Source organism: Kitasatospora sp. NPDC058048, assembly GCF_042885555.1.
GTDB lineage: Bacteria > Actinomycetota > Actinomycetes > Streptomycetales > Streptomycetaceae > Kitasatospora > Kitasatospora lactacystinica.
In genome coordinates this window covers 1-24,010 of sequence record NZ_JBHVRT010000054.1, presented here as the reverse complement: position 1 = coordinate 24,010, position 24,010 = coordinate 1, and the positions used below count along the sequence as shown (strand labels likewise).

Here is a 24,010-nt window from a genome sequence, read left to right as displayed (position 1 = left end):
CGGCCCCGCGGCGGGTCCTGCGGGCCGTCCTCACCGGACTCCCGCGGAACCCGCCCCTGGCGGTGCTAGCCGCCGAGCCAGGCGCCGGTCGGCGCGATGGACGGCGGCGAGCTCGGGCCGGCCACGATCTTGACGATGTCGGCCTCGGGCAGCACCTGATCCCACACCTGGACGTCGGCGACGGCGCCGTGCCAGGGGTCGGCCCACTGCGAGTTGGAGCTCAGCCGGCCGACCTGGAGGGAGTTGGTGCCGCTCGGCTGCACCCCGGCCGACTTGGCCGAGGACTGCGGAGCACCGTTGACGTACAGGGTGAGCTGGCCCGACGGGTCGTCGTACACGCCGGTCAGCAGCACCCACTGGTTGACCGTCGCGTCGCCCTTGGACCAGGCGATCGCCGAACCGCCGCCCGGCACCTGGACCTTGAAGTACCACTGGTCGTGCCCGTTGTTGTTGGCCCGGCCCAGCGCGAACGAGTAGTACTGGCCGTCGCCCTGGCTGACCGCGCTGCGGTTGCCGTTGGGCACGTCGACCAGCACCCGCGCGGAGACGGTGAAGCTCTTGTTGACCTCGACGACCGACGTGGACGTCGAGGCGAACGAGTCCTGGCCGCTGGGCAGTTTGAGGACCTGCCCGGAGACGCCGGCCATCGTCCCCTGCTTGGCGTCCGCCCCCAGGTTGAGCGCGGCCGCGCCCTTCTTGGCGGGCAGCGAGCCGACGGTCGGCGGGCTGTCGATGCCCTTGAGCGGCGGCGCGCTCGTCGTGTTCGACGGTCCGGAGACCGTCGGGCTCGGCGTGCCGGGGCCGTGGGCCGCCGGCGTCTTCTCCTTGCCGTGCTGGTAGTACCAGTACCCGCCGCCACCGGCGGCGGCCACCACGACCACCGCGGTCACCGCGCCGATCAGCTTGAGCCTGCGGCCGCGCTTGGCGGACTGCTCGTTCTGCTCGGCCAGTGCCTCCCAGTTCGGCGTGCCGGCCGGGGAGACCGCCGGGCCGGGCGGGGGGACGGGCGACTGGAAGCCGCCCTGCTGCTGCCAGTGCGCCACGGGCTGGGCCGGCTGCGGGCCCGGCGGGAACGGCTGCGGGCCCGGCGGGAACGGCTGCTGTCCGACGGCCTGGCCGGGCTGCGGCATCGGCGCCTGCGGCTGGACGGGCTGCGGTGCCACCGGGCCGGGTTGCGGCGCCACCGGACCGGGCTGCACCGGACCCTGCGCCACCGGCGCGGGTCCGCCGCCCTGGTGCGGCACTGGCGGCACCGGCTGCGCGACCGGATGCGGCGTCATCTGCTGGGGCTGCGCGGGTGCGGCGGGCGGCGGCCCGTAGCCGGCCGCGGGGCCGAAGGCTCCGCTCGGGAACTGCGGTGGCACACCGGTGGCCGGAGCGGGCCCCCCGGCCGGTGCCTGCTGCGGTGGCGTGGCGGGCTGGCCCGGCTCGCCACTCGGTACCGGTCGATCGCTCATGGCCCGAATGCTAGGGCATCCACCCCGTCACGCCCATGGGGGGTGCGCGGACGAAACGTCAGCGCGGTTGCGGTTTCCGGGGTGCGACGCCGGCTCACGCGACCCCGTTGTAGGGCAGCTTCCAGCGCTGCGAGACGGTGTCCGCGCACGGCCGCAGGAGCACCGTCGTGCCGTCCGCGAGCGCCCCGCCCGCGGTGCCCAGGCACAGCCCGGTGTCCGGGTGCTTCAGCCGCTGCCCGGGGGCGGTGACCCAGCGCTGCGCCGAGCCGCCGGTGCACTCGGCCAGCGTCACCGAGGAGCGGTCGGCGCCCGGCGCCAGGCAGGCCGCTCCACCGCGCAGCGAACCGTCGTTGCCCACCGTCCACCCGGTCGAGACGGCCTGGTCGCCGCAGGATCCGACGGTCACCGGGCTGCCGGCGGTACCGCCGCCGCCGTGCCGCAGGCAGATCCCCGGGGCGCCCGCCGGGACCTCGCCGGCCGGCAGGCCGACCCGGTTGTGGAAGGCGAAGGAGTTGCTGCGCAGGCCGGTCCCGCCGCTCCAGACCTCGAACCCCGCCTGCACCCGGCAGAGGTAGGAGCTCTTCGGGACGTAGCCGCGCGCCATCGCGTCGGCGGTGAACAGCCGCAGGTCGAGGCCGCGGGTGGTGTGGGTGGGTGCCGTGCGGACGTAGCTGATCACACTGTGCGGGCCGGTGATCGGCGCCTGGTAGACGTGGTAGCTCGCGTCCCCGAACGGCAGGGCGTCCGCCACCTTGTCGCCGGCGGGCCGCACATTGTCGGTGGCGTCCAGCCAGATCATCACCTCAGCGCTCTCCCCCGGCAGGCAGTTGTCCGGGCTGGAGCCGTACCAGAGGTCGAAGGAGAGGTTGAAGGAGCCGCTCACCCGGCCGTTGGCGTCCCAGTCGGCGGTGGCGTCGCCGAGCGCGCTGACCGGCACCGGCAGTCCGCTCGCGCCCGGGGCGGTCGAGACGTTGGGGTAGGCGCCCGGGGCGAGCGGGTTCCTGGGGACGAAGTCGTTGATCCGGGACACCGTGAACCCGCTGACCCCGACCGGGTCCACGCAGACCGTGCCCGCGGTGTTCCACGGGTTCGGTTCGAGGACCTTGGCGCCACCGTCCATCGCCAGCTTGGGAAACGGCTCCTGCGCGGTCGAGCAGATGCCCGGCCCGGACAGCGCCGTCGCCGGGCCGGCCGGCGGCTCCACCGCGCCGACGTCGCCGCTGCACCCGGCCAGCAGCGCGGCGACCGCACCGAAGGCGGCGACCGCCCGCAGGCCCCGCGCCACGCGCCCGGCCGCGCAGTCCTCGATGCCCATCGCTCTCCCCCGAACCGTCCTCGCCCGTCGAACGGACAACCGTACACAGGCGCTCCGGCCGCACCCCCGTTCACATCACGATCGGAACTCGATATCGGTTCCGGGCGGCCGGTCGAAGAGGGGAGAGCGGACTCGGAGCGATCGGTCCCGTACGATCCTGGCGTCCCCTGGTGCCCGAGCGACAACGGCCACCACCCGGGGATGGTTCAGTCTCAGTACGGCTTCGGGGGAGTAGAGCACGTGACTGTCACCGAAAGCGCGCGACTCGCGGGAAGCGGTCAGCCGCCGGTCTCACGACGCCGCAGCCGGCGCGGCCCGGCCGCACGCAACCGGTGGGGCCTGCTCCCCCAACCCCCGGACAACACCGAGAAGTACCTCTACGCCCGCACCAACCTGTGGGTGCTGACCTGCTTCTCCCTCATCAGCTTCGCCTGCATGGTGGCCAGCGAGATCGGGCTGCTGAGCGCGACGCCGTGGTTCCTCTTCTTCATACCGCCGCTCGCCTTCACCATCGTCTACTACCTGATATCCCGTTGGGTGCACGGCTTCAACGAGACCTTCGACCTCTCCGCCCACCGGGCCCTGGTCAAGTCCTGGCAGCCCGAGCACCATCCGACCGTCGACGTCTTCCTCCCGGTCGCCGGCGAGCCGATCGAGGTCCTGCACAACACCTGGACGCACGTCGCCCGGCTGCGCGACCAGTACCCGGGCGACGTCACCCCGTACGTCCTCGACGACAGCAACAGCCCGCAACTCGCGCAGATGGCCATCGACTTCGGGTTCGTGTACGGCACCCGCGACAAGCTCGGCTGGTTCAAGAAGGCCGGCAACCTCCAGTTCGGCTTCCGCAACTCCGACAGCGACTACATCCTCATCCTGGACGCCGACTTCGCGCCCCGGCCGGACCTGCTGAACGAGATGCTCCCCTACATGGAGGCCGACCCCCGCCTCGGCATCGTCCAGTCCCCGCAGTTCTTCCGCATCCTGGACTCGCAGAACTGGATCGAGCGCGGCGCCGGCGCCGTCCAGGAGCTGTTCTACCGGACCGTCCAGGTCTCCCGGCAGCGCAGCGAAGGCGCCATCTGCGTGGGCAGCTGCGCGGTGTACCGGCGCGCGGCGCTGGAGGAGAACGGCGGCACCACGCTGATCGGCCACTCCGAGGACGTGCACACCGGGTTCGACCTGCGCCGCCTCGGCTGGGACCTCCAGTACATACCCGTCGCGCTGGCCACCGGCGTCTGCCCGGACAACGTCGGCGGCTTCTTCAACCAGCAGTACCGCTGGTGCACCGGCTCGATGAGCCTGCTCGGCAGCAAGAAGTTCTGGCAGACCAAGCTGCGGCCGATCACCCGGGCCTGCTACCTGTCCGGCTTCTTCTACTACATCCACACGGCGCTGTTCACCGTCGTCTCACCGCTCATCCCGATCGTCCTGCTGCTCGCCCGCCCCGACCTGATCCGCTGGGAGAACACCGCGCTGGTGCTGCCCGGCCTGCTCTACGCGACGGTCGTCTTCCCGCTCTGGCACCGCAACCCCTACCGGCTGGAGGCCTGGGCCGCCCGCATGATGTACGGCTGGGCGCACGTCTTCGCCATCTGGGACATCGTGCGCCGCAACCGGATGGCCTGGCAGCCGACCGGCTCCAGCGGCGCCAAGCGGAACAGGACCCGGCGGTTCTGGATCGGCGTCATCGCCTGGGGCGGCGGAACCGCCCTGCTCTGGGTGCTGCTGAGCATCTGGCGGATGCTCACCATGGGCCCGCTGAACTTCGCCCTCGTCCTCGCCTCCGGCCTCTTCTACGCCACCATCGTGGGCCGGGTCCTCGTCCAGCCCCGCCCGACGGAAGCAGTGTGATCGCCATGACCGCCCACCCGAGACGGGCCGGCCGGCTCCGTCGCCGGCTGGCGCTCCCGCTGCTGGCCGCCGCCGGCCTGCTGCTCACCACCGCGTGCGGCCCCGAGGACCCCGGCTTCGCGATGCAGAAGGACCTCGCCCGGGCCGCCCCGGCCGCCACCCCGGCCCCTGGTGCTCCGGGCACACCGGGCACTCCGGGTGCTCCGGGTGCGACTCCCGCGCCCGCCCGGCCCAAGGCCCTGCCGGCCGGCGTCCCGTACGACGTCACGCCGCTGCTCAGGCCGAGCCACAAGTACCTCGGCGCCGCCCTGCCCGACGTCCCCGCCACGATGGACGCGCTGCCCGGCTACCGCGACGCGATCGGCAAGCAGCCCAACATCCTGGAGTTCTACGCCCACTGGAAGGGCGGCTTCGACACCACGGGCGCCCGCCGGATCCACGACGCCGGGGCGCTCCCCTTCATGGCCTGGGAGCCGCACGACCGCTCGCTCGCCTCGATCGCGGCGGGCGACACCGACGACTACGTGCGCGGCGTCGCCAAGGCCGTCGCCAGGTTCAACCTGCCGATCGCCATCAGCATCGCCCACGAGATGAACGGCGACTGGTACCCGTGGGGCCGTCAGGCCGCCACCCCCGAGGACTTCGTGGCCGCCTGGCGCCACGTCCACGACCTCTTCGACCAGGCCGGCGCCACCAACGTGATCTGGGTCTGGAGCCCCAACATCACCGACCCCGCGCCCAACACCCGCCTGGAGCCGTACTACCCCGGCGACACCTACGTCGACTGGGCCGGCATGACCGGCTACTTCACCAAGACCGGGCCCAAGACCTTCGAGACGCTCTACGGCCCGACCATGGCCGAGATCCGCGGCTTCTCCCAGAAGCCCTTCTTCATCAGCGAGACCGCCTCCGAGCAGGGCAAGCGCCAACGCGCCGACATCGACCAGCTGTTCTCCGGACTGGAGGCGCACGACGACATCGTCGGCTTCGTCTGGTTCAACATCGTCAAGCGGGCGGACTGGCGGGTCGAGGCCGTGCCGGACACCCTCGCCGCGTTCAAGCAGCGCGTGTCCGACCCCCGTTACGGCTTCGACATCCGGAACCCTGATGAGCACTGAGTCCGAGTTCTCCCCCGTCCCGCACGGCCGCTCCGCCCACGACCCGGCCGCCGAGCCGGACCCCGACCCCGACGGGCCCGGGGCCGCGGCGGCGGGCAGCCCCGCCCGGCCCGGCACCGCCGTGGCGGTCGACAACCCCGACGGCGTCGAGCTGGCCCCGTACACCATCCCGCAGGTCCCCGCGATCGGCTGGGACCCGGGCACCAGCCCCCGCCGCCGCTGGATCGCCCGCGGCCTGCTGGGCGCCGTCCTGACCGTCCAGGCCGCCCTCTCGCTGCGCCTGCTGGCCGCCGCGCACCCCGACGAGGCCGCCGCCATGGTCGCCGGCCGTCAGCAGCTGTCCCACCTGCTGCACGGCACCCCGGTCACCACCGACCTGGTCGACCGGGTGCACGGCTCGCCCTGGCTCTACCCGCCGCTGGCCGGCGCCGCCGCCGACGCCAACGGCATCTGGGGCACCCGGCTGCTCAGCCTCGGCTTCGCGCTGCTCACCACGGTGCTGCTGTACTCGCTGACCCGGCGGCTGTTCAACGAGCGGGTCGCCATCTGCGCCATCGCCGGGTACGCCGTCCTCCAGTCCACCGTGGTGGTCGGCTTCTACGCCGCGCCCGAGTCCCTCGCCCTCCTGCTGGTCGCCCTCGCGGCCTGGACCACGGTGTTCACCGCCGGCCGCCATCCGGCCCTGGCCCTGCTCGCCGCCCCGCCCACGGCGCTGGCCTGCGCCACGGCCTACTCCGCGGCCTTCGCCGTCCCCGCCCTGGTCGCCCTCGCCTTCGCCTGCGCCCGGCCGTACCACCGGGTGGGCCCGGCCGCCCTGCGCGCGCTGCTGGCGGCCCTCGGCGCCCTCGTCCTGCTGCTCCCGTACGGCACCCTGGGCAAGGTCGCCGGGTGGTCGCCCTCGCGCGGCAACGCCCCCGGCTCGGCCGGCTCGATCCTGCTCGGCACGCTCCAGTGGGCCGGCCTGTTCACCGTCCTCGCGGTGGCCGGCACCATCGCCTACGCACGCCGCGAACAGATGCCCGAGCACGACGCGCCGGAGAAGGACGCCCTCCCCACCACCCGGGGCCGGCGCGCCCTGCTCGGGGCCGTCCTGACCGCCACCGCCCTGCTGGTCCCCGCCGCCCACCTGTGGACCGGCACCTCCGGCGCGCTGTTCCGCCACCTCGGCTACGGCATGCTGCTCGCCGCCCCGCTCGCCGGGGTCGGCCTGACCCGGCTGGTCGGTGCCCACTTCCGCCACCCCCAGCTCGGCATCCTGGTCTGGGTCGCCCTGCTCGCCCTCGGTCTGGAGCAGTCCGCCCTGCGCTACCAGAACGGGCCCGACTCCGGCCGCCTGCTGGCCGTCCTGCGGGTCCACACGGAGCCCCAGGGCCGCTACCTCACCGAGGTCGACGGACTCGCCGAGTACTACCTCGGCGGCGTCTCCAGGCCCGAGCAGTGGATCTCCGCGCGCGCCGGCACGGACTACCGCGACGGGGCCGGGGTCGAGCACCACGGCGACGACGGCAGCGTGGCCGCGATCCGGGACGGCTGGTTCACCATGGTCGTCCTCGACAGCACCGCGCCGAGGGCCACCGACCGGGCCCTGAGCGAGGCCCTGAGCACCGCCGGACACTACCGGCTGGTCGCCCAGTTCACCTCGCCGACCGGCGATTCGAGTACGTACAAGGTCTATCTGAAGCACTGACCGGCCGCCCGGCCCACGCACATCCGCGACACGACAGGCACAACATATGGTGCCGCCGCAGTCCGGCGGCACTACATGTATGCTCGCTTCTGCTGTCGATGCAGGGGAACCCGGTGCGAATCCGGGACTGCCCCGCAGCGGTGAGCGGGCGGCTCCAGCAGCCGCGCCCCGCGAGTCCGAGTACCTGCCGACGGCGTGCGCCACGGCCCTCCCGCAGAGGCCGCGCCGGCACCAGCAGTACCCCTCCGGGCCTCGCGGGCGGGCCGGGGAGTCACCTCGCGCGACGCTTTTTTGCGTTCGCGCCGTGCTCCCCTGCCCAGATCGGCCCGGTGGCCCCCCGATCACCGCCGCCGATCGCCGCCAGGAGAGAGCGCCTTGACCACCGCTGCCTCAGCCACCCTGCCCGCCCAGGGCTCCGGTACCGCCTTCACCGACCCGACGGTCTCCGACCCCGGGGGCGCGCTGCTGCGGCTGCTCACCGACCGCAGCACCGACCTCACCGAGGTCGACCCCGGCCATGTCGCCGCCGCCGCGCTGCGCGGCCGCCACGCCGGCTCGGACTTCGCCGAGCTGCGCGGGCTGGCCGTGGACGCCGCCGCGTCGATGATCGCCGAGGACCCCCAGTACTCGAAGCTCGCCGCCCGCCTGCTCGCCCTGGAGATCGTCGACGAGGCGAACAGCCAGGGCTCGGTGTCCTTCTCCGCCTCGATCGCCGTCGGCCACGCCGAGGGCCTGATCGGCGACACCACCGCCGCCTTCGTCACCAAGCACGCGGCCGCCCTGGACGCGCTCGTCGACACCAAGGGCGACGACCGCTTCGAGTACTTCGGCCTGCGCACGGTGCAGTCCCGCTACCTGCTGCGCCACCCGATCACCCGCAAGGTGATCGAGACCCCGCAGCACTTCCTGCTCCGCGTCGCCTGTGGCCTGGCGGTCGGCGACAGCGAGCAGTCCGTGCGCGAGGTGGCCGAGCTGTACGGCCTGATGAGCCGCCTGGAGTACCTGACCTCCTCGCCGACGCTCTTCAACTCCGGCACCCGCCACCCGCAGATGTCGAGCTGCTACCTGCTCGACTCGCCGCTGGACAACCTGGACTCGATCTACAATCGCTACGCGCAGATCGCCCGCCTGTCCAAGCACGCCGGCGGCATCGGCCTGTCGTACTCGCGCATCCGCTCGCGCGGCAGCCTGATCCGCGGCACCAACGGCAAGTCCAACGGCATCGTGCCGTTCCTGCGCACCCTCGACTCCTCGGTCGCCGCCGTCAACCAGGGCGGCCGCCGCAAGGGCGCGGCCTGCGTCTACCTGGAGACCTGGCACGCCGACATCGAGGAGTTCCTGGAGCTCCGCGACAACACCGGCGAAGAGGCCCGCCGCACCCACAACCTCAACCTGGCGCACTGGATCCCGGACGAGTTCATGCGCCGGGTCAACGCCAACCAGGACTGGTCGCTGTTCTCCCCGGCCGACGTGCCCGAGCTGGTCGACCTGTGGGGCGAGGAGTTCGACGAGGCCTACCGCAAGGCCGAGCTGGCCGGCAAGGCCGTCCGCACCATCCCGGCGCAGACCCTGTACGCCCGCATGATGCGCACCCTGGCGCAGACCGGCAACGGCTGGATGACCTTCAAGGACGCCTCCAACCGCGCCGCCAACCAGACCGCGCTGCCGGGCCGCACGGTGCACTCCTCCAACCTGTGCACCGAGATCCTGGAGGTCACGGACGACTCCGAGACCGCCGTCTGCAACCTGGGCTCGGTCAACCTGGGCGCCCACGTGGCCCCCGGTGCCACGGCCGACGACCTGATCGGCGCCATGGACTGGGAGCGCCTCGACGCCACCGTCCGCACGGCCGTGACGTTCCTCGACCGCGTGGTGGACATCAACTTCTACCCGACCACCGAGGCCGGCACCTCCAACTCCCGCTGGCGGCCGGTCGGCCTCGGCGTGATGGGCCTCCAGGACGTCTTCTTCAAGCTGCGGATCGACTTCGACTCCGCCGAGGCCGCCCGCCTGTCCACGCTGATCGCCGAGCGCATCATGCTCACCGCGTACGAGCGCTCCGCCGACCTGGCCGAGCAGCTCGGCCGCCACGAGGCGTACGGCGAGACCCGCGCCGCCCGCGGCGAGCTGCACATCGACCACTTCCCGACGGCCGCCCCGCAGTGGGCCGACCGCTGGACGGCGCTGCGCGCCCGGATCGCCGAGACCGGCCTGCGCAACTCGCTGCTGCTGGCCATCGCGCCGACCGCGACCATCGCGTCCATCGCCGGCGTGTACGAGTGCATCGAGCCGCAGGTGTCCAACCTGTTCAAGCGCGAGACGCTGTCCGGCGAGTTCCTCCAGGTCAACCCGTACCTGGTGCGCGAGCTCAAGGAGCTCGGCGTCTGGGACCAGCAGACCCGCGACGCCCTGCGCGACGCCAACGGTTCCGTCCAGGAGCTGAACTGGCTGCCCGCCGAGGTGCGTTCGCTGTACCGGACGGCCTGGGAGCTGCCGCAGCGCGCGCTGATCGACCTGGCCGCGGCCCGCATGCCGTACCTGGACCAGAGCCAGTCCCTGAACCTGTTCATGGCGGCGCCGACCATCGGCAAGCTCAGCTCGATGTACGCCTACGCGTGGAAGGTCGGTCTGAAGACCACCTACTACCTGCGTTCGCGCCCGGCCACCCGCATCGCCCAGGCCGCGTCCGGTGCCGCCCGTGCCGCCGCGCCGGCGCCCGTGCCCGTGAACACCCCGACCCTCACCCCGGAGCAGGAAGCCGCCCTCGCCTGCTCCCTGGAGAACCCCGAGTCCTGCGAGGCCTGCCAGTAATGTCCCAGTCCGAAGACCGCAAGATGCTGCTCGACCCCGGCTTCGAGCTGACCCTGCGCCCGATGCGCTACCCGTCGTTCTACGACCGGTACCGGGACGCGATCAAGAACACCTGGACCGTCGAGGAGGTGGACCTGCACTCCGACGTCGCCGACCTGGCGAAGCTCAGCGAGGGCGAGCGCCACCTGATCGGCCGGCTGGTCGCGTTCTTCGCGACGGGCGACTCGATCGTCTCCAACAACGTGGTGCTGAGCCTCTACAAGCACATCAACTCGCCCGAGGCGCGGCTGTACCTCTCGCGGCAGCTGTTCGAAGAGGCCGTGCACGTCCAGTTCTACCTGACGCTGCTCGACACCTACCTGCCCGACCCGGAGGACCGCAACGCGGCCTTCGCCGCGGTGGAGAACATCCCCTCCATCCGCCAGAAGGCGCAGTTCTGCTTCAAGTACATGAACGCGGTCGACCACATCGACTCGCTGCAGACCAAGGAGGACAGGCGGGCGTTCCTGCTCAACCTGATCTGCTTCGCGGCGTGCGTCGAGGGGCTGTTCTTCTACGGCGCGTTCGCCTACGTGTACTGGTTCCGGAGCCGGGGCCTGCTGCACGGCCTGGCCACGGGCACGAACTGGGTGTTCCGCGACGAGTCCATGCACATGGACTTCGCGATGTCGGTGGTGGACACCGTCCGCGAGGAGGAGCCCGACCTCTTCGACGACGAGATGGCCAAGCAGGTCACGGAGATGCTGGAGGAGGCCGTCGAGGCCGAGCTCCAGTTCGCCCAGGACCTGTGCGGTGACGGCCTGCCCGGCATGAACACCGCCTCGATGCGCGAGTACCTGGAGGCCGTGGCGGACCAGCGCCTCGCGCGCCTCGGCCTGCCGATCCGGTACGGGTCCACGAACCCGTTCGGCTTCATGGAGCTCCAGAACGTCCAGGAGCTGACCAACTTCTTCGAGCGCCGGGTGTCGGCGTACCAGGTCGCCGTCGAGGGCACCGTCGCCTTCGACGACGACTTCTAAGCCACAGATACGACAGAGGTGCCCCGCACGGCCACAGCCGTGCGGGGCACCTCTGTAGGTTCAGCCGGTCGGAAACTCCCCGCACTTGACCCCGGAGAGGAAAGACGACCAGGCATCGGCCGGGAAGAGCAGCGCCGGCCCGCCCGGATCCTTGGAGTCACGAACCGGTACCGCGCCGGGCAGGCCCACAGCCACTTCGACGCAGTCGCTCTGCGCACCCGAGTACGACGACTTACGCCATTCAAGGCCGGCAACAGTAGCAACCGGCGGGAACGTACTCACCATTTCTAGATCTTGTCCTTTGCACGCTCGATGAGTGCGACCGATTCGGTACGCGGCAGCGACTCCGCCAGGGCACGGCGGAACAGGTTGGTGTACTTGAACACTTCCTCCGGCTCCTCGATGTAGAGCGTGCTGAGCAGGCTGTCGACGTACACCACGTCCGTTTCGGTCGCTTCAGGGAAGCTCAAGATGGCGACGGGGCCGAAGAGCGCCGCATGGACATCCGATTCCTCCGGCAGGACCTGGATGTTGATGTTCGGCTGTTCGGCGCTGGCAACCAGGAAGTCGAGCTGCTCCTGCATGACCGCGCGGCCACCGATCCGGTGCTTCAGCACGGATTCCGACAGAACGACCCACATGCGAAGCGGCGCTTCCCTCATCAGCACTGCGCGCCGCTCCTGGCGGACTTTCGTGAGGCGCTCGACCTGCTCCGCACCAGCGTCCTCTATCTGCGCGCGGACCACCGCACGTGTGTAGTCCTCTGTCTGCAGCAGCCCCGGCACCAGGAACGTCTGGATGCTGTACATGTCCGACGCATCGGATTCCAGTGCGATGAAGTCGGCATAGAGCGGCGACAGCGTGTCCGAGTACCGATCCCACCATCCTCGCAGACGGCCTTCGCGCGACAGCGCCTCCAACCGACTTCGAGCCGCTGGGTCCGCCACCCCGTACAGATCAAGCAGCAGCCGGAGATCCACCAACCGGATGCCAGACTGAGCGGCCTCGATACGACTGATCTTGCTCTCGGCGCACGCGAGTTGCCGAGCCGACTGGGCAATCGTCAGATCAGCCCCGGTTCGCAGCTCTTTGAGTGTTCGAGCCAGCCGCCGCTGCCGAACCGTCGGGTTCTTGTTCACGGGCACCGCCGCGACCTCCCCACTTCTGTGAGCTGTCAGTCTGCCCCTGTCAGGCATCGACAACAATCTTTGATCACTTCCAAAGTGGGGACTTGCACTTTGGAAGTTCCCAGGAGCATGCTACTTACCGTAGCTCGCAGGTCGACGCATTGTGATCATGGCGGGCTAGTCACCCGGGCATCCCCATGCCTTCTTCAGTCGCTCTCACCTGCACACTCCAGAGGTGGCCCCGCCATGCCTGAAGACCTCTCCCCCTCCCCCATCCCCGCCGAGCGGACGTGCTGGCTGCCCCGGCACCGCAAGGCCCCCCGCACCGCCCGCTGGGAGCTCCACGACTTCCTCCTCCCCCACCCCTCCGGCGAACTCCTCGTCTTCACCGGGGAGTTGCTGGTCAGCGAGCTGGTCACCAACGCCGTCCGGCACTGCCGCGCCCCGCGTGACCGGCTGATCTTCGTCCGCTTCCAGCTGCTCCCGGACAACATCCTCCGCATCGAGGTGCACGACGCCGACAGCGAGAAGCCCTCCCTCCAGCCCGCCTCCACCTCCGCCGAGACCGGCCGAGGCCTGCGGCTCGTCCAGCAGCTGGCCACCCAGTGGGGCTGCTGCCCGCGCAAGGGCGGAGTCGGGAAGTTCGTCTGGTGCCACGTCTCTCCCGAGGCGGACGCCGCGTGAGCGCCGTCCGAGCCGGGATCGCCGGCGTCATGCCCCCCACCGACTTCCCCAGCCTCGACCACGCCCTCCCCGTCCTCTGGGAGCGCGTCCGCAAGCTCCCCATCCGGGAGGCCCACCGGGACTTCATCCGGATCTGCATCGGGCCGGGCGGCGGCCAGGGCATCGCCACCTGCCTCTCCCGCAACGACAGCTGGAGCGTCACCCTCTACGTCGGCGAGATGACCGACTGGACCTCCCACCTGATCACCATCACCACCCACCAGTCCTGAACTCCCCCGTCCCCGCCCGGCGTTCACGCCGGGCGGGGACGGCCCGGGCTCGTCGCGGGAGTTCGCCCCCCGCCGCGACCGCGCGCGGCGCCCACCGTCACCCGGCCCGCCGCCCGCCGCCCGCCGGTGAGGTCGGCGTCGGCGTCGGCGGCGGCGAGGATGCGGCCGAAGGTGTGGGCGATGAGGGGCTTGGCCAGGGCCCGGGTGAGGGCCGCGCCGAAGGGCAGGCGGACCTGGAAGGTGGTCGTCCACGCGACCTCCGTCCCGCCGGCGACCTCGGTGAAGGTCATCCGGCCGAGTTCGTGCCGGGACGGCGGCAGGCTGCGCTCGACCGTGTAGTCGAAGCCGTGCGGCCGGTCGTAGGTGGTGACCCGCTCGCGGAACCAGCCGATCGCCCAGGTGTGCACCCGTACCGCCCCCACGCCGTACGGCGCACCGGCGCCCGGCCGGGCCAGGCGGGCCCGGAGGATGAGCGGGGAACGGGTGTAGTTGGTGGTGGTGGTGGTGGCACACCAGTCGAAGACGTCCTCGATCGGTGCGGCGATGACGCGTCGGACGGTCAGGGTCTCCATGGTCGTGTCCCCTCTCGGTCGGCAGCGGCGCTGACTGCGGCGGCCGCACTCGACAGGGAGACCGGGGAGCCGCCGGAAACGTGACACCGGAGCCGGCTCCCACTCCGGAGAGCCTCCGACCACACCCTAAAACTATCAAATCTGCTACGGTCGTACCTATGACGAAAGAAACCGGCGCCGAGTCCGCCGTGACCGAGCTCCGGATGCCCCTCGACACCAAGGTGGTCATCTGGGCCTTCTGCGGCGCGGTCGGCGCCGGCCTCGGCTTCGCCGTCCCGTGGCTCCTCCAGTTCGCCGCCCGGCACCCGATCCCCTACGCGGACACCGTGCGGTTCCTGGGCTCGTTCACCTCCCCGGCCATGGTGATCGGCCGACCGGTGGCGCTCGCCGCCGTCGGGCTCGTGGTCGGGATGTTCGTCACCTACCACGCCGCCACGCTGCGCATCTCGGACGAGAGCATCACCGTCGTCGAGGGCGACGACAGCCGGGTGATCGCCCGGGACCAGGTCGGCGGCGTCTTCCGCCACGGCGGCAAGGTGCGGATCGAGTCACCGGTCGGTCGCGTCCTCTTCGACGACGACGTCGAGGGTGGGAAGACGGCCATCGCCTCGGCCTTCCGCCGCCACGGCTACCCCTGGGAAGGCGCCTGATCCCCCGGGTGCCCCATGTGGCAGATTGACCGGACGGCCCCGCCCCGGGCCCCGTGATCGAGAACCGAGGTCTCCCGTGTCAGCAGACAACGCCGCGCCGTACCGACCCGCGCCGCGCACGGTCGTCGAGGCCTGCTTCGACCCGCAGGGCACCGCCCCCCTCGACTACGTCTACGACGTCGCCGCGGCGGTCGGCCTGTCGGACCAGCCGGTGCGGCTGGCCGTACGGCGGCTGGAGGCGGCGGGCGTCCTGCGGCAGGAGGGGCGGGGCCGCAAGGGCCGGCTCGTGCTGACCGACGCGGGCAGGCTCCGCTCGGACATGGACGTCCGGTTCGTCGCGCTGGCCTACGCGCAGGACGCCGGCCTCGCCCCTTGGGACGGGCTCTGGCGCCTCTACACCTTCTCCGTCCCCGAGCGGCACCGGTCGGAGCGCGACGCCCTGCGTGCCGCGCTGACCCGGCTCGGTGCCGTGCCGCTCGCGCCCGGCGCCTATGCGAGCCCGCACGACCTCCTCGACGAACTCACCGACGAGGCCTCGGCGGCGACGGTCGGCGCCTACCTGATCACGGCGGAGGCCACCCGCCTGACCGGTCCCGGCTTCACCGATCCCGCCTCCACCGCGGAGCACCTGTGGCCCTCGGCCGAGACGGTCGAGGCCTACCGGCCCCTCGCCGACGCGCTCGCCGCGGAATCTCTCGGCCCCGACCGCGGGTCCGTCGAACTCGTCGCGGTCGCACTGCGGCTGGCCGAGGCCTTCACCCACGCCCTGGAGCGCGACCCGCTCCTCCCTCCGGAGCTGAGGCCCGCCCCCTGGCTCCCGTCCCGGATCCGGCGCGACTTCCACGAGGCCTGGACCACGATCCGCGGCCGTACTCCCGACCTCTCGCTCTTCCGCGCCTTCGACACCGGGCCGGCGGCCGCCCACCGGGCCTGAACTCCGTCCCGGGACAAACCCTGCTCGCCCGATATTCACCCGGACGGACGCGATTTCGAATTCCCGGATCGCCCATATGTTCTAGGCCTGATATATCGATTATATGCTCGAAGAATACGACAAGGTATTGGTGTCGGGCGGATTGGGTTTCGTCGGAAGACACCTGACCAGCGCTCTTCTCTTCCTGGGGAAAGAGGTGTCGATCATCGACAACGCCCGGACGGCCACGAGCATCTCGGCGCCGTCCGGGACCACCCTGCACCTGCTGGACATCCGCGAGGTCGACGCCGTCGCCGAGGCCGTGGACGACGCCGACCTGGTCTTCCACGTCGCCGCGAACGCGAACGGCACGTTGTCGGTGACGCAACCGCGCCTCGACTTCGAGATCAACGCACTCGGCACGCTGATCTTCGCCGAGGCCCTCCTCAAGGCGCCCGTCCGCCGGGTCGTCTACGTCTCGTCCGCGTCCGTCTACGGAACGCCCCGGAAATTCCCCATGGACGAGGACCACCCGACCCGCCCCTTCGTGCCGTACGGCGCGTCCAAACTCAGCGGCGAGATCACCTGCCTGGCACTCCACCGCGCCTGCGGCCTCCCGGTGGTGGTCGGCCGCCCCTTCTGCGTCTACGGACCGGGGGAGAACCCGCACGAGGCGATGGTCGAGGTCGGCCGCTTCCTGCGCTGGCACCTCAACCACCGACCCATCCAGATCGTGGGCGACATCGACCGGAAGACCCGCGACTTCGTCCATGTCACCGACCTGGTCCAGGGGTTGCTGACGATCGCCGACCGGGCCGACCTGGGCGAGGTGTTCAACATCGGCTCCGGCACGGAGGTGTCGATGCGCCGGCTCGTCGACACGATCGGGGAGGCCACCGGCAAGACTCCCGAGGTCAGCGTGATCCCGGAGATCGAGGACGACACCTACCGGCTGGTCGGCGACATCTCCAAGCTCCAGGGCCTGGGATACCGGCCGTCGGTCTCACTGGTCGAGGGGGTGCGCGACCTGGCCGACCACCTCGGCGCGAATCCGGAGCTCCCCGGCAGCCCGACCATCTTCTCCCGCGGCCAGCACGGCGAATCCTGATCCGCCGCCCGCACGGGACCCCCTGTACGGGACCACCACCCCGCCCCGGACGTCGTCGGCGTCCGGGGCGGCAGACCGGCCACCCGTGCTCAGCCCTTGACCGATCCCGCGGTCAGCCCCTGGGCCAGGTAGCGCTGGAGGAACTGGTAGACCACGATCACCGGCAGCGAGGTCACCAGCGCCCCGGCGGCGAACAGGCCGTAGTTCTGGTCCTGTTGGCCGGAGATGATCCCGTAGAGGCCGACCGCGACCGTCTTGGAGTCGTTCGAGGTCAGGAAGATGTTCGCGAGGATCACGTCGTTGAGCGCGGCGGTCAGCGACAGGACGGAGATCACCACCAGCATCGGCGCGGCGAGCGGCAGGATCAGCCGGAAGAAGATCTGGGCGTGCCCGGCGCCGTCCACCTTGGCGGCCTCGTCGATCTCGCGCGGGATGGTGTCCAGGTAGCCCTTCATCAGCCAGGTGTTCACCCCCATCGCGCCGCCGAGGTAGACCAGCACCAGGCCCCACGGGGTGTCCAGGCCGATCGCCGGCAGCACGTCGCCGATCTTCGCGAACATCAGGTAGAGCGAGATCACCGCGAGGAACTGCGGGAACATCTGCACCAGGAAGACCGCCATCAGCCCGAACCGCCGCCCCCGGAAGCGGAACCGCGAGAAGGCGTACGCGGCCAGCACCGTTGAAGTTGAAGGCGAAGGACGAGATCAGCACCGGTGCGGCGGCGACCAGCAGCAGCGGGAAGGTGACCGCCCGGAACGCCCGCCACGGCCCGGCGCCGTCGATCCGGGCGGCCTCGTTGAGCTCGGCGGGCATCGCCTGCAGCACGCCGGTGCAGATCAGCAGCATGTTGGGGAAGCCGAGCCAGAGGCTGGTGAGCACCACCGCGAACCGGGCGCTCCAGGCCTCGCCCAGCCAGTCGATCCGGGTGTGCAGCAGCTGGTTGAGCAGCCCGAAGTCCCGGTTGTACATGCTCTGCCAGATCAGGATGCCGATGAACGCGGGCATCGCGTACGGCAGCAGCATCAGCGAGCGGTAGACCCGCTGCCCGCGCAGCCGAAGGTCCAGGCGAGGACGCCGAGGAAGGGGCCGCGGATGGCGGGGCTGGTGAGCACGGAGGTGAAGTTGGCGAAGCCGACGGTGCGGTGCCAGCCGGTGGGCAGGGTCCGCCCGGAGCCGTCGGCGGCGGTGTACCGGCCGTCCTCCGGGTGGTAGACGGTGCCGTCGCGGGTGTCGGTAAGGGTGTCGGCCGCCCGGTCGTGGACGAGGGTGGGCCGGGCGGTGGTGGCCATCGAGAGCCCCTGGCTCACGAGGAAGGCGCCGACCGGCCGGGTGTCTCCGACGACACCAGGCTCAAGGTCGCCGAGGCCATGCGCGAGCTCGGCTGGCAGCCCGACCAGGGCTACGACCCGCACCAGGGCGCGCTCATCGGCATCGTCGTCCCCGAGCTCGACAACCCGGTCTTCCCCCTGCTCGCCTCCGCGATCGAGGTGCAGCTCGCCAAGCACGGCCTGACCGCCGTGGTCGGCACCTCCACCCGCCAGGGCACCGCCGAGCTGGGCTACATCGACGTCCTGCTGCGCAAGGGCGTCTCCGGGCTGGCCCTGGTCTCCGGCCGGCACGCCAACCCGCACGCCGACCACGGCTTCTACCGGCTGCTGCACGAACGCGGCATCCCGATGGTGCTGGTCAGCGGCCGGGTCGAGGGCCTGGCCGTACCCACCGTCGCCACCGACGAGGCGCTCGGCGCCCGGATCGCCGTCGCGCACCTGCGCGAACTCGGCCACCGGCGGATCGGACTGGCCGGCGGCCAGGGCTACCTGCGGCCCTCGATCAACCGCCTGGAAGGCTACCGGCGCGCGATGCGCGAACTGCTCGGCGAGGAGGCCCCCGCCGACTGGTACGCCGAGTCCTCCTACTCGATCGCCGGCGTCGCCCAGGCCGCCCGCGAGGCCGGCCGCCCGGTGCCCGGCGACCTCTCCGTGGTCGGCTACGACGACTGCTACCTGGCCGCCCACAGCAACCCGCCGCTGACCACCGTGCGCCAGCCGATCCAGGAGATGGCCGCGGCCGTCGCCGAGGCCCTGTGGCGCCAGCTGGAGGGACACGGCGGCCAGGTCAGGGACTACCTGTTCAGCCCGGAGCTGGTCGCCCGCGAGTCCACCGGCCGGCTGCGGCACGGCTGACCTCACGCCGAGGGCCGGGACACCAGCGGTGTCCCGGCCCTCGCACGTACCGAACCGTCAGGCGTTCGACACCGTGGCGTACTTCGGGGTGCCCTCGGCCATCTGCTGCAGGGCGTCCTTGCGGTCCCGCTTCGACAGCTTGTCGATGTAGAGGGTGCCGTACAGGTGGTCGGTCTCGTGCTGGAGGCAGCGGGAGAAGAAGCCGGTGCCCTCGACGCGGATCGGCTCGCCGTCCTTGTCGACGCCGGTGACCGCGGCGTAGTCCGGGCGGGCCAGCTCCGCGTAGGCGGTGGGGACCGAGAGGCAGCCCTCGTTGCCGTCGTCCAGGACGCGGCGGCGGTCGGCCGGGTACTCCTCCAGCACCGGGTTGATCACGTGGCCGATGTGGCGCACGCCCTCGTCGTCCGGGCAGTCGTAGACGAAGACCTTGAGGTCGACGCCGATCTGGTTGGCGGCGAGGCCGACACCCTCGGCGGCGTACATCGACTGGAACATGTCGTCGATCAGTGCGGACAGCTCGCCGTCGAAGACGGTGACGTCCTTGACCTCGCGGTGCAGCACCGGGTTGCCGACGACGGTGATCGGACGCGCGGTGCCCCTGCTGAGGTCGGGCTCCTCACCGATCACCTTCACGGGCGTCTCGGGCGCCGTCCCCTCCACGTCGTGCTCGTGCTCGTGCTGCTCGGCCTGCTCCGCCATGTCTTCCGCTTCCGTCGGTGTACGCGTTACCTCACCAGGGTACTCAGCACACTTCTTCGAGATCCCGGTACGCCCGGCTTCCCGGGGCGGCCGCGACCCAGCGGTCCAGCAGGGTGCGCACCAGGTGGGCCGGGGCGGCGATCCCGCACTCGCGCTCGACCAGCCAGGACATCCCGGCCGCGCCGCCCTGGCTGAGGTGGCTGAGGTGGCCGGGGTGGGCGGCGTCGCCGTCGTCGTGCGGGTCGTGGTGGGCGGCGACGCCGTCGTCGGAGGCCATCCGGCTCTCCGAGCAGGCGCGGCACAGCAGCCGCACCGAGGAGGTCCAGTCCTCGGCCGCGTAGCCGGCGTCGGCGACCAGCCGCTCCAGCGCGTCCCGGTCCCCGGCGGTGGCGGCCTGGAGCAGCACCACGTAGGTCGGCACCGGGGAGGGCGCCCACAGCTCGATCTCGTCGAACACCGGGTAGGCGACGCCGTCGGTGACGCGCTCGCCGTGCGGGGCGCCGTCGTGCAGCACCACCTCGCCCCAGCGGCGGCCGGAGGAGGGCAGCGGGATGGACAGCACCTCGATCCGGGCCGGGTCCAGCCGGCGGCCCCAGACCACCTCGGACTCGCCGTCCGGGGAGAGCCGTACCGGGGTGGTGCCGAGGTCCAGGCTGACCGGGCCGTCCTGCTGCCCGCCGGGGCCGCCGGGCAGCTTCAGCCCGTACGCCTGCCAGGCGCGGCGGGCCAGCGGCCAGTCCTGAAGGGCGGTGGCGGTGATGCCGAGGTTCCACCAGTCCGGGGCGCCGTGCTCGCGGTCCAGCAGGGCTACGGCGCGCAGCCCGGCCGAGCGGGCCTGCTCCCAGTCCCGGCGGAACTTGTGCAGCAGGGCGAGGTTGAACCAGGAGTCGGAGAGCCACGGCTCCAGGTCGGCGGCCATCACCAGCAGCGCGCCGGCGTCCTCGTAGCGGCCGTCGCCGATCAGCGTGAAGGCCCGGTCGGTCGTCTGCCGCCAGGTGGCGGACGGCCGGTGCCGTGCCCGGTGGAAGATCCTCACGTTCGTCCCTGCCGTCGTCGTCCGCTCAAGTCCCGTGCCACCGTGCCCGTACCGCCTCGGACGGTGTTCGGGGCCCGGTGCCCCGGGTCGGTGTTCCACGCTACGACCGCATCCAACCACGCCCGCCCCCGCCCGCGCTCCCCACCGCCGAGGTTGGGGTCCGCCCCTCCCCAGCCTGCCCGCCCGATCCCACCCGCTCAACCCCTGACGGCCGGAACCCGGTTTTCCCGGTCCCGCGATGCCGGCGCACGGCCCGTACCGTGCGAGCCCCGCGCGCCCGGGCCCACCCCTCAGCGCCGGGCCTGGCCGCCCACCCTGGCGAGGGCGTCCACCACGCGGGGGTCGTAGACCCGGCCGCGGCCCAGCCGCAGCACCTCCAGGGCCTCCAGCCGCCCGACGGCCTCGCCGACGCCCCGGCCGCGGGCCGACGTGAGCAGGTCGTCGTGGGCGTTGGCGACCCGGATGATCCGGGACGCGAGCGGCACCGGCCCCTCGCCGGGGGCGGGTCCGGTGTACGGGTCGGCCAGCCGGGCGACCTGCTCGGCGACCTGCCGGGGCACTCCGGTGCGGCTGATCACCTCGCTGCCGAGGCGGGCGATCCGCTGCTGCTCGGCGTACGGCAGCAGGGCGGTGGCGCCGTCCGGAACCGGTTCGACCAGGGAGAGCTGGCCGACGTCGTGCATCAGTGCGGCGTACTCCAACAGGGCGAGCTCGCGGGTGCCCATACCCAGCTCGCGGCCCAGCGCGCACGCCGTGTCCGCGACCCGGCGCGCGTGCCCGTGCGGGGTGTAGCCGGCCACCTCGGTGGCCCGGGCGAGGCTGGCGATGGTCTGCCCGGTGGTGGCCCGCACGGCGGCGGCGCGCCGGAAGGACACCTGGGCGAGCAGCAGCGGGGTGCAGAACAGCGGCAGCGCCCACAGCCCGACCTCGCCCGCCGCGAGGCTGACCAGCATCCCGGTGGCGACGATCGCCGAGCCGATGCCGAACAGCGAGCGCAGCTCGTCCTCCAGCGCCGCCGGGAACCGCAGCCCGCCGCCGGAGCGGCGCAGCAGCGCCGCCAGGGTCGCGTCGCAGAGCGCGGCCAGCGCGGCGACGGCGGTCAGGAACACCCCGTACGCCGGGCCCTCGGGCGAGAAGCGGTCGACCGCGCCGCCGTTGTAGAGCGGCTGGAAGACGGCGGCCGCGAAGCCGACGGCGAGCAGCCGGCGGGCGGCGCCGTCGCGGCGGGCCGGGTCGGCCCAGGGCGGACGGCCCGGCGGACGGCCGGGGCCGCCCGGCAGGACGCGGCGGGGCAGGACGAGGCAGGCCAGCCAGCCCAGCAGCAGGCCGGCCCCGGTCACCGCGACCACCTGGAGCGTCCCGTGCGCGGTCGGCACTCCGCGCAGCGGCCCGAGCAGCGCGTACGCCAGCGCGCCGGCCGCCCCGATGGGCGCCTGCTCCCGATCCCCCGGAAGGGTGATCCGGACGCACTCGCCGAGCGCGATCAGCGCGGTGAACGCCAGCACGACCCCGGGCTCCGCGACCCCGCGCACCGCGACGGCGCCCAGCGCGAGCGCCAGCAGCGCGGCGGCCACCGCGTGCACCGCGCGCGCGGTGCGCCCGCAGGGCGTGCGGCCGAGGAGCACCCGCCGCAGCGCCCGGGGCCCGAACGCCCCCGCTCCGCACACCGCACGCCCGAACGCCCCCGCTCCGGGCACCGCACGCCCGGAAGCCGCGCGCCCGGGGGCCCTCACGGCTGCCCGGCCGCGGGGACGCTCCCGCCCTGGGGCGGCACCCGGCCCGGCGCCGCCCGGACCGGCTCGGGCACCCCGAGCGGGATGTCCGGCACCGCCTCGATGCCGTCCTCGGAGTGCACCACCGGCTGCCAGTCGTGCCCGGCCAGCGCGTCGATCAGCGCCCGCACCATCACCGGGTCGAACTGGCTGCCCGAGCAGCGCTCCAGTTCCGTGACCGCCTCGCCGACCGGGCGGCCGCGCCGGTAGGAGCGGGTGGAGGTCATCGAGTCGAAGGCGTCGGCGACCGAGATGATCCGGGCGAACTCGGGGATCCGCTCGCCGGCCAGCCCGCTCGGGTAGCCCCGGCCGTCCATCCGCTCGTGGTGGTGCAGGATTCCGGCGTGCGCCTCGCCGAGGAAGTCGATCCCGCGCACCAGCTCGTACCCGTACACCGGGTGGATCTCCACCGCCCGGCGCTCCGCCTCGGTCAGGGGACCGTTTCTGCGCAGCAGCTCGGTGGCCACCCCGAGCTTGCCGACGTCGTGCAGGATGCCGGCGAAGCGCAGGGTGCGCAGCCGCTCGGCCTCCATGCCGAGCTGAGTGGCGATCAGCACCGAGGCCCGGCCGACCCGTTCGCTGTGGCCCCGGGTGTAGGAGTCCTTGATCTCCACGGCCTGCACCAGCGACTGCACGGTGGCCTGGTGGGCGTCGCGCTCGCGCTGGCCCTGGGCGAACACCCAGGCCGAGATGGACAGCGGCAGCAGGGCGAGCAGCGCCGCGAACGCGCCGTACGGGCCCTGCCAGAGCACCGCGACCATCAGCCCGCCGGCCGCGTGCACCAGCACCGGCAGCCCGCACACCGCGTGCGCCCCGCGCAGCAGCACCCCGGGGCGGCGCCCCTCGCCGAGCATCAGCATGACGCCCACCACCACCCCGTTGACCAGGCAGAACACCGCGACGGCGGCGAATCCCGGCAGCAGCGCGGCCGGGAAGCGGGAGCCGAGCAGCAGCTGCGGGCCGCGCAGCAGGTGGAAGGCGGCCGAGGAGGCGAAGGCGCACAGCGCGAGCTGGGAGCCGTTGAACAGCTGGCGCGGGCGGCAGCCGCGCCCGTTCGGGCCGCCGAGCAGCGCGGCCGGGGCGGCGACCAGGGCGGCGGCGGACGGCGGGAGCATCAGCACCCCGGCGAACAGCACCGGGAAGAAGGCGTTCACCCCGGGCCGGGCCGGCGTCCGCTCGGGCAGCGCGGGCCGGTGCAGCAGCCGGCGCACCAGCACCAGGCAGGGCGTGGGCAGGCCCTGGGCCAGGGACTCCCAGCAGCCGTGCAGGAAGGCCAGCAGCCCGACCTTGGGCCAGTCCACCGGAGCGCCCAGCCAGTGCGGCACCCCGGGGACGGCCGCTGCGGGCAGCAGCGGCACCAGGCAGCACAGTGCCGCCACCGGGACGGCCACCAGGTAGCGCGCCGCCCCTCGCGGCAGGGTCGATCCTCCACAGTCGGTAGCGATCTCGACCTCCCCGCCGTACGGACCCCGTCTTGCCTCAACGCGTCGGGCGGACCGACGGTGAGTGTCCGTCAGGAGAATAGGCCGCCGTCCGGACATGGGGACGCATGATGGCGCAATGGCGCAGTTGGCGCACCGCCAACTCACTCGAACGAGTGAGGGCACGTGCGAGCGGAACGGGAGCGGCCCCGGGAGCACACGGCGGTTTCCAGGGGTCGTAGCAACACGTGGTTGGTTTGATCAGGCCGCGATGAGTTTATGCAGGCGCTCGGCTGGGGTTTCCCAGCCGAGCGT

General features: G+C 72.3%; 22 protein-coding genes, 1 pseudogene and 1 riboswitch. Of the genes and pseudogenes, 11 read left to right on the top strand and 12 right to left on the bottom strand.

All coding sequences use genetic code 11. The features are described 5' to 3' along the window. Positions 1-65 precede the first annotated feature (65 nt). Both ACFVVA_RS37545 and ACFVVA_RS37540 read right to left on the bottom strand, forming a co-directional pair. Positions 66-1,457: a LamG-like jellyroll fold domain-containing protein gene (locus tag ACFVVA_RS37545; RefSeq protein WP_387695191.1), complete on the bottom strand. Its 1,392-nt coding sequence runs from the start codon at positions 1,455-1,457 to the stop codon at positions 66-68. A gap of 94 nt (positions 1,458-1,551) precedes the next feature. Beyond that, complete coding sequence (locus ACFVVA_RS37540; RefSeq protein WP_387695190.1) at positions 1,552-2,772, bottom strand: ricin-type beta-trefoil lectin domain protein; 1,221 nt, start codon at positions 2,770-2,772, stop codon at positions 1,552-1,554. Between the two features lie 435 nt (positions 2,773-3,207). Here ACFVVA_RS37540 and ACFVVA_RS37535 point away from each other — a divergent pair, with 435 nt between their 5' ends. From ACFVVA_RS37535 to ACFVVA_RS37515, 5 genes are all read left to right on the top strand, one after another. Continuing rightward, positions 3,208-4,626 carry a glycosyltransferase family 2 protein gene (locus ACFVVA_RS37535; protein WP_387695224.1) on the top strand — a complete coding sequence of 473 codons (1,419 nt, stop codon included), beginning with the start codon at positions 3,208-3,210 and terminating at the stop codon, positions 4,624-4,626. A gap of 5 nt (positions 4,627-4,631) precedes the next feature. After that, entirely contained in the window at positions 4,632-5,744 is a 1,113-nt protein-coding gene (locus tag ACFVVA_RS37530) for a glycoside hydrolase family 26 protein (protein ID WP_387695189.1), read from the top strand. After that, on the top strand, positions 5,734-7,431 hold the full coding sequence (locus tag ACFVVA_RS37525; RefSeq protein ID WP_387695188.1) for a glycosyltransferase family 39 protein: 1,698 nt from the start codon (positions 5,734-5,736) through the stop codon (positions 7,429-7,431). Before ACFVVA_RS37530 ends, ACFVVA_RS37525 begins: the two co-directional genes overlap by 11 nt. 72 nt (positions 7,432-7,503) lie before the next feature. After that, positions 7,504-7,638: riboswitch (cobalamin riboswitch) on the top strand. A gap of 192 nt (positions 7,639-7,830) precedes the next feature. Then, the gene (locus ACFVVA_RS37520) at positions 7,831-10,242 is read left to right on the top strand and encodes a ribonucleoside-diphosphate reductase subunit alpha (RefSeq protein ID WP_387695222.1); all 2,412 of its coding nucleotides are present in this window, start codon (positions 7,831-7,833) and stop codon (positions 10,240-10,242) included. Then, positions 10,242-11,261, top strand: a complete 1,020-nt coding sequence (locus ACFVVA_RS37515; RefSeq protein WP_387695187.1) for a ribonucleotide-diphosphate reductase subunit beta — start codon at positions 10,242-10,244, stop codon at positions 11,259-11,261. Before ACFVVA_RS37520 ends, ACFVVA_RS37515 begins: the two co-directional genes overlap by 1 nt. A 60-nt stretch (positions 11,262-11,321) precedes the next feature. Here the strand turns inward: ACFVVA_RS37515 and ACFVVA_RS37510 are convergent, their stop codons facing one another. Then, positions 11,322-11,546 (bottom strand): DUF397 domain-containing protein, encoded by a 225-nt coding sequence (locus ACFVVA_RS37510; RefSeq protein ID WP_387695186.1) that lies wholly within the window; start codon positions 11,544-11,546, stop codon positions 11,322-11,324. A gap of 2 nt (positions 11,547-11,548) precedes the next feature. Further along, entirely contained in the window at positions 11,549-12,406 is an 858-nt protein-coding gene (locus tag ACFVVA_RS37505) for a helix-turn-helix domain-containing protein (RefSeq protein WP_387695185.1), read from the bottom strand. Positions 12,407-12,634: 228 nt separating this feature from the next. Between ACFVVA_RS37505 and ACFVVA_RS37500 the strand changes: the two genes are divergently transcribed. Together ACFVVA_RS37500 and ACFVVA_RS37495 are read left to right on the top strand one after the other, a co-directional pair. Next, positions 12,635-13,072 carry an ATP-binding protein gene (locus ACFVVA_RS37500; protein WP_387695184.1) on the top strand — a complete coding sequence of 146 codons (438 nt, stop codon included), beginning with the start codon at positions 12,635-12,637 and terminating at the stop codon, positions 13,070-13,072. Next, positions 13,069-13,341 carry a hypothetical protein gene (locus ACFVVA_RS37495; RefSeq protein WP_387695183.1) on the top strand — a complete coding sequence of 91 codons (273 nt, stop codon included), beginning with the start codon at positions 13,069-13,071 and terminating at the stop codon, positions 13,339-13,341. Before ACFVVA_RS37500 ends, ACFVVA_RS37495 begins: the two co-directional genes overlap by 4 nt. Before the next feature lie 23 nt (positions 13,342-13,364). Here the strand turns inward: ACFVVA_RS37495 and ACFVVA_RS37490 are convergent, their stop codons facing one another. Continuing rightward, positions 13,365-13,913 (bottom strand): SRPBCC family protein, encoded by a 549-nt coding sequence (locus tag ACFVVA_RS37490; protein WP_387695182.1) that lies wholly within the window; start codon positions 13,911-13,913, stop codon positions 13,365-13,367. Between the two features lie 158 nt (positions 13,914-14,071). Between ACFVVA_RS37490 and ACFVVA_RS37485 the strand changes: the two genes are divergently transcribed. The 3 genes from ACFVVA_RS37485 to ACFVVA_RS37475 all read left to right on the top strand — a co-directional run bounded on the left by ACFVVA_RS37485 (position 14,072) and on the right by ACFVVA_RS37475 (position 16,584). Further along, positions 14,072-14,563, top strand: coding sequence for a hypothetical protein (locus ACFVVA_RS37485; protein ID WP_387695181.1), 492 nt, complete (start codon positions 14,072-14,074; stop codon positions 14,561-14,563). 76 nt (positions 14,564-14,639) lie between these two features. Then, entirely contained in the window at positions 14,640-15,497 is an 858-nt protein-coding gene (locus ACFVVA_RS37480; RefSeq protein WP_387695180.1) for a transcriptional regulator, read from the top strand. Between the two features lie 103 nt (positions 15,498-15,600). Continuing rightward, a complete protein-coding gene (locus ACFVVA_RS37475; RefSeq protein ID WP_387695179.1) occupies positions 15,601-16,584 on the top strand; it encodes an NAD-dependent epimerase/dehydratase family protein in 984 nt (327 codons plus the stop codon). Between the two features lie 89 nt (positions 16,585-16,673). On the opposite strand, the gene ACFVVA_RS37470 is transcribed toward ACFVVA_RS37475, so the two are convergent. From ACFVVA_RS37470 to ACFVVA_RS37460, 3 genes and pseudogenes are all read right to left on the bottom strand, one after another. Beyond that, the gene (locus ACFVVA_RS37470) at positions 16,674-17,261 is read right to left on the bottom strand and encodes a sugar ABC transporter permease (protein ID WP_387695178.1); all 588 of its coding nucleotides are present in this window, start codon (positions 17,259-17,261) and stop codon (positions 16,674-16,676) included. A 55-nt stretch (positions 17,262-17,316) separates the two neighbouring features. Next, positions 17,317-17,589: pseudogene (locus ACFVVA_RS37465) on the bottom strand (carbohydrate ABC transporter permease); the annotation flags it as partial. A gap of 17 nt (positions 17,590-17,606) precedes the next feature. After that, entirely contained in the window at positions 17,607-17,873 is a 267-nt protein-coding gene (locus ACFVVA_RS37460; protein WP_387695177.1) for a hypothetical protein, read from the bottom strand. A gap of 78 nt (positions 17,874-17,951) precedes the next feature. On the opposite strand from ACFVVA_RS37460, the gene ACFVVA_RS37455 reads away from it, so the two are divergent. Then, entirely contained in the window at positions 17,952-18,767 is an 816-nt protein-coding gene (locus ACFVVA_RS37455; protein WP_387695176.1) for a LacI family DNA-binding transcriptional regulator, read from the top strand. A gap of 57 nt (positions 18,768-18,824) precedes the next feature. On the opposite strand, the gene def is transcribed toward ACFVVA_RS37455, so the two are convergent. From def to ACFVVA_RS37435, 4 genes are all read right to left on the bottom strand, one after another. Then, a complete protein-coding gene (gene def / locus ACFVVA_RS37450) occupies positions 18,825-19,466 on the bottom strand; it encodes a peptide deformylase (RefSeq protein ID WP_387695175.1) in 642 nt (213 codons plus the stop codon). Between the two features lie 43 nt (positions 19,467-19,509). Beyond that, entirely contained in the window at positions 19,510-20,502 is a 993-nt protein-coding gene (locus tag ACFVVA_RS37445) for a hypothetical protein (protein WP_359908447.1), read from the bottom strand. A 290-nt stretch (positions 20,503-20,792) separates the two neighbouring features. Continuing rightward, positions 20,793-22,127, bottom strand: coding sequence for an HD-GYP domain-containing protein (locus ACFVVA_RS37440; protein ID WP_380540019.1), 1,335 nt, complete (start codon positions 22,125-22,127; stop codon positions 20,793-20,795). A 104-nt stretch (positions 22,128-22,231) separates the two neighbouring features. Continuing rightward, positions 22,232-23,665, bottom strand: a complete 1,434-nt coding sequence (locus ACFVVA_RS37435; protein WP_387695174.1) for an HD-GYP domain-containing protein — start codon at positions 23,663-23,665, stop codon at positions 22,232-22,234. Positions 23,666-24,010 lie beyond the last annotated feature (345 nt).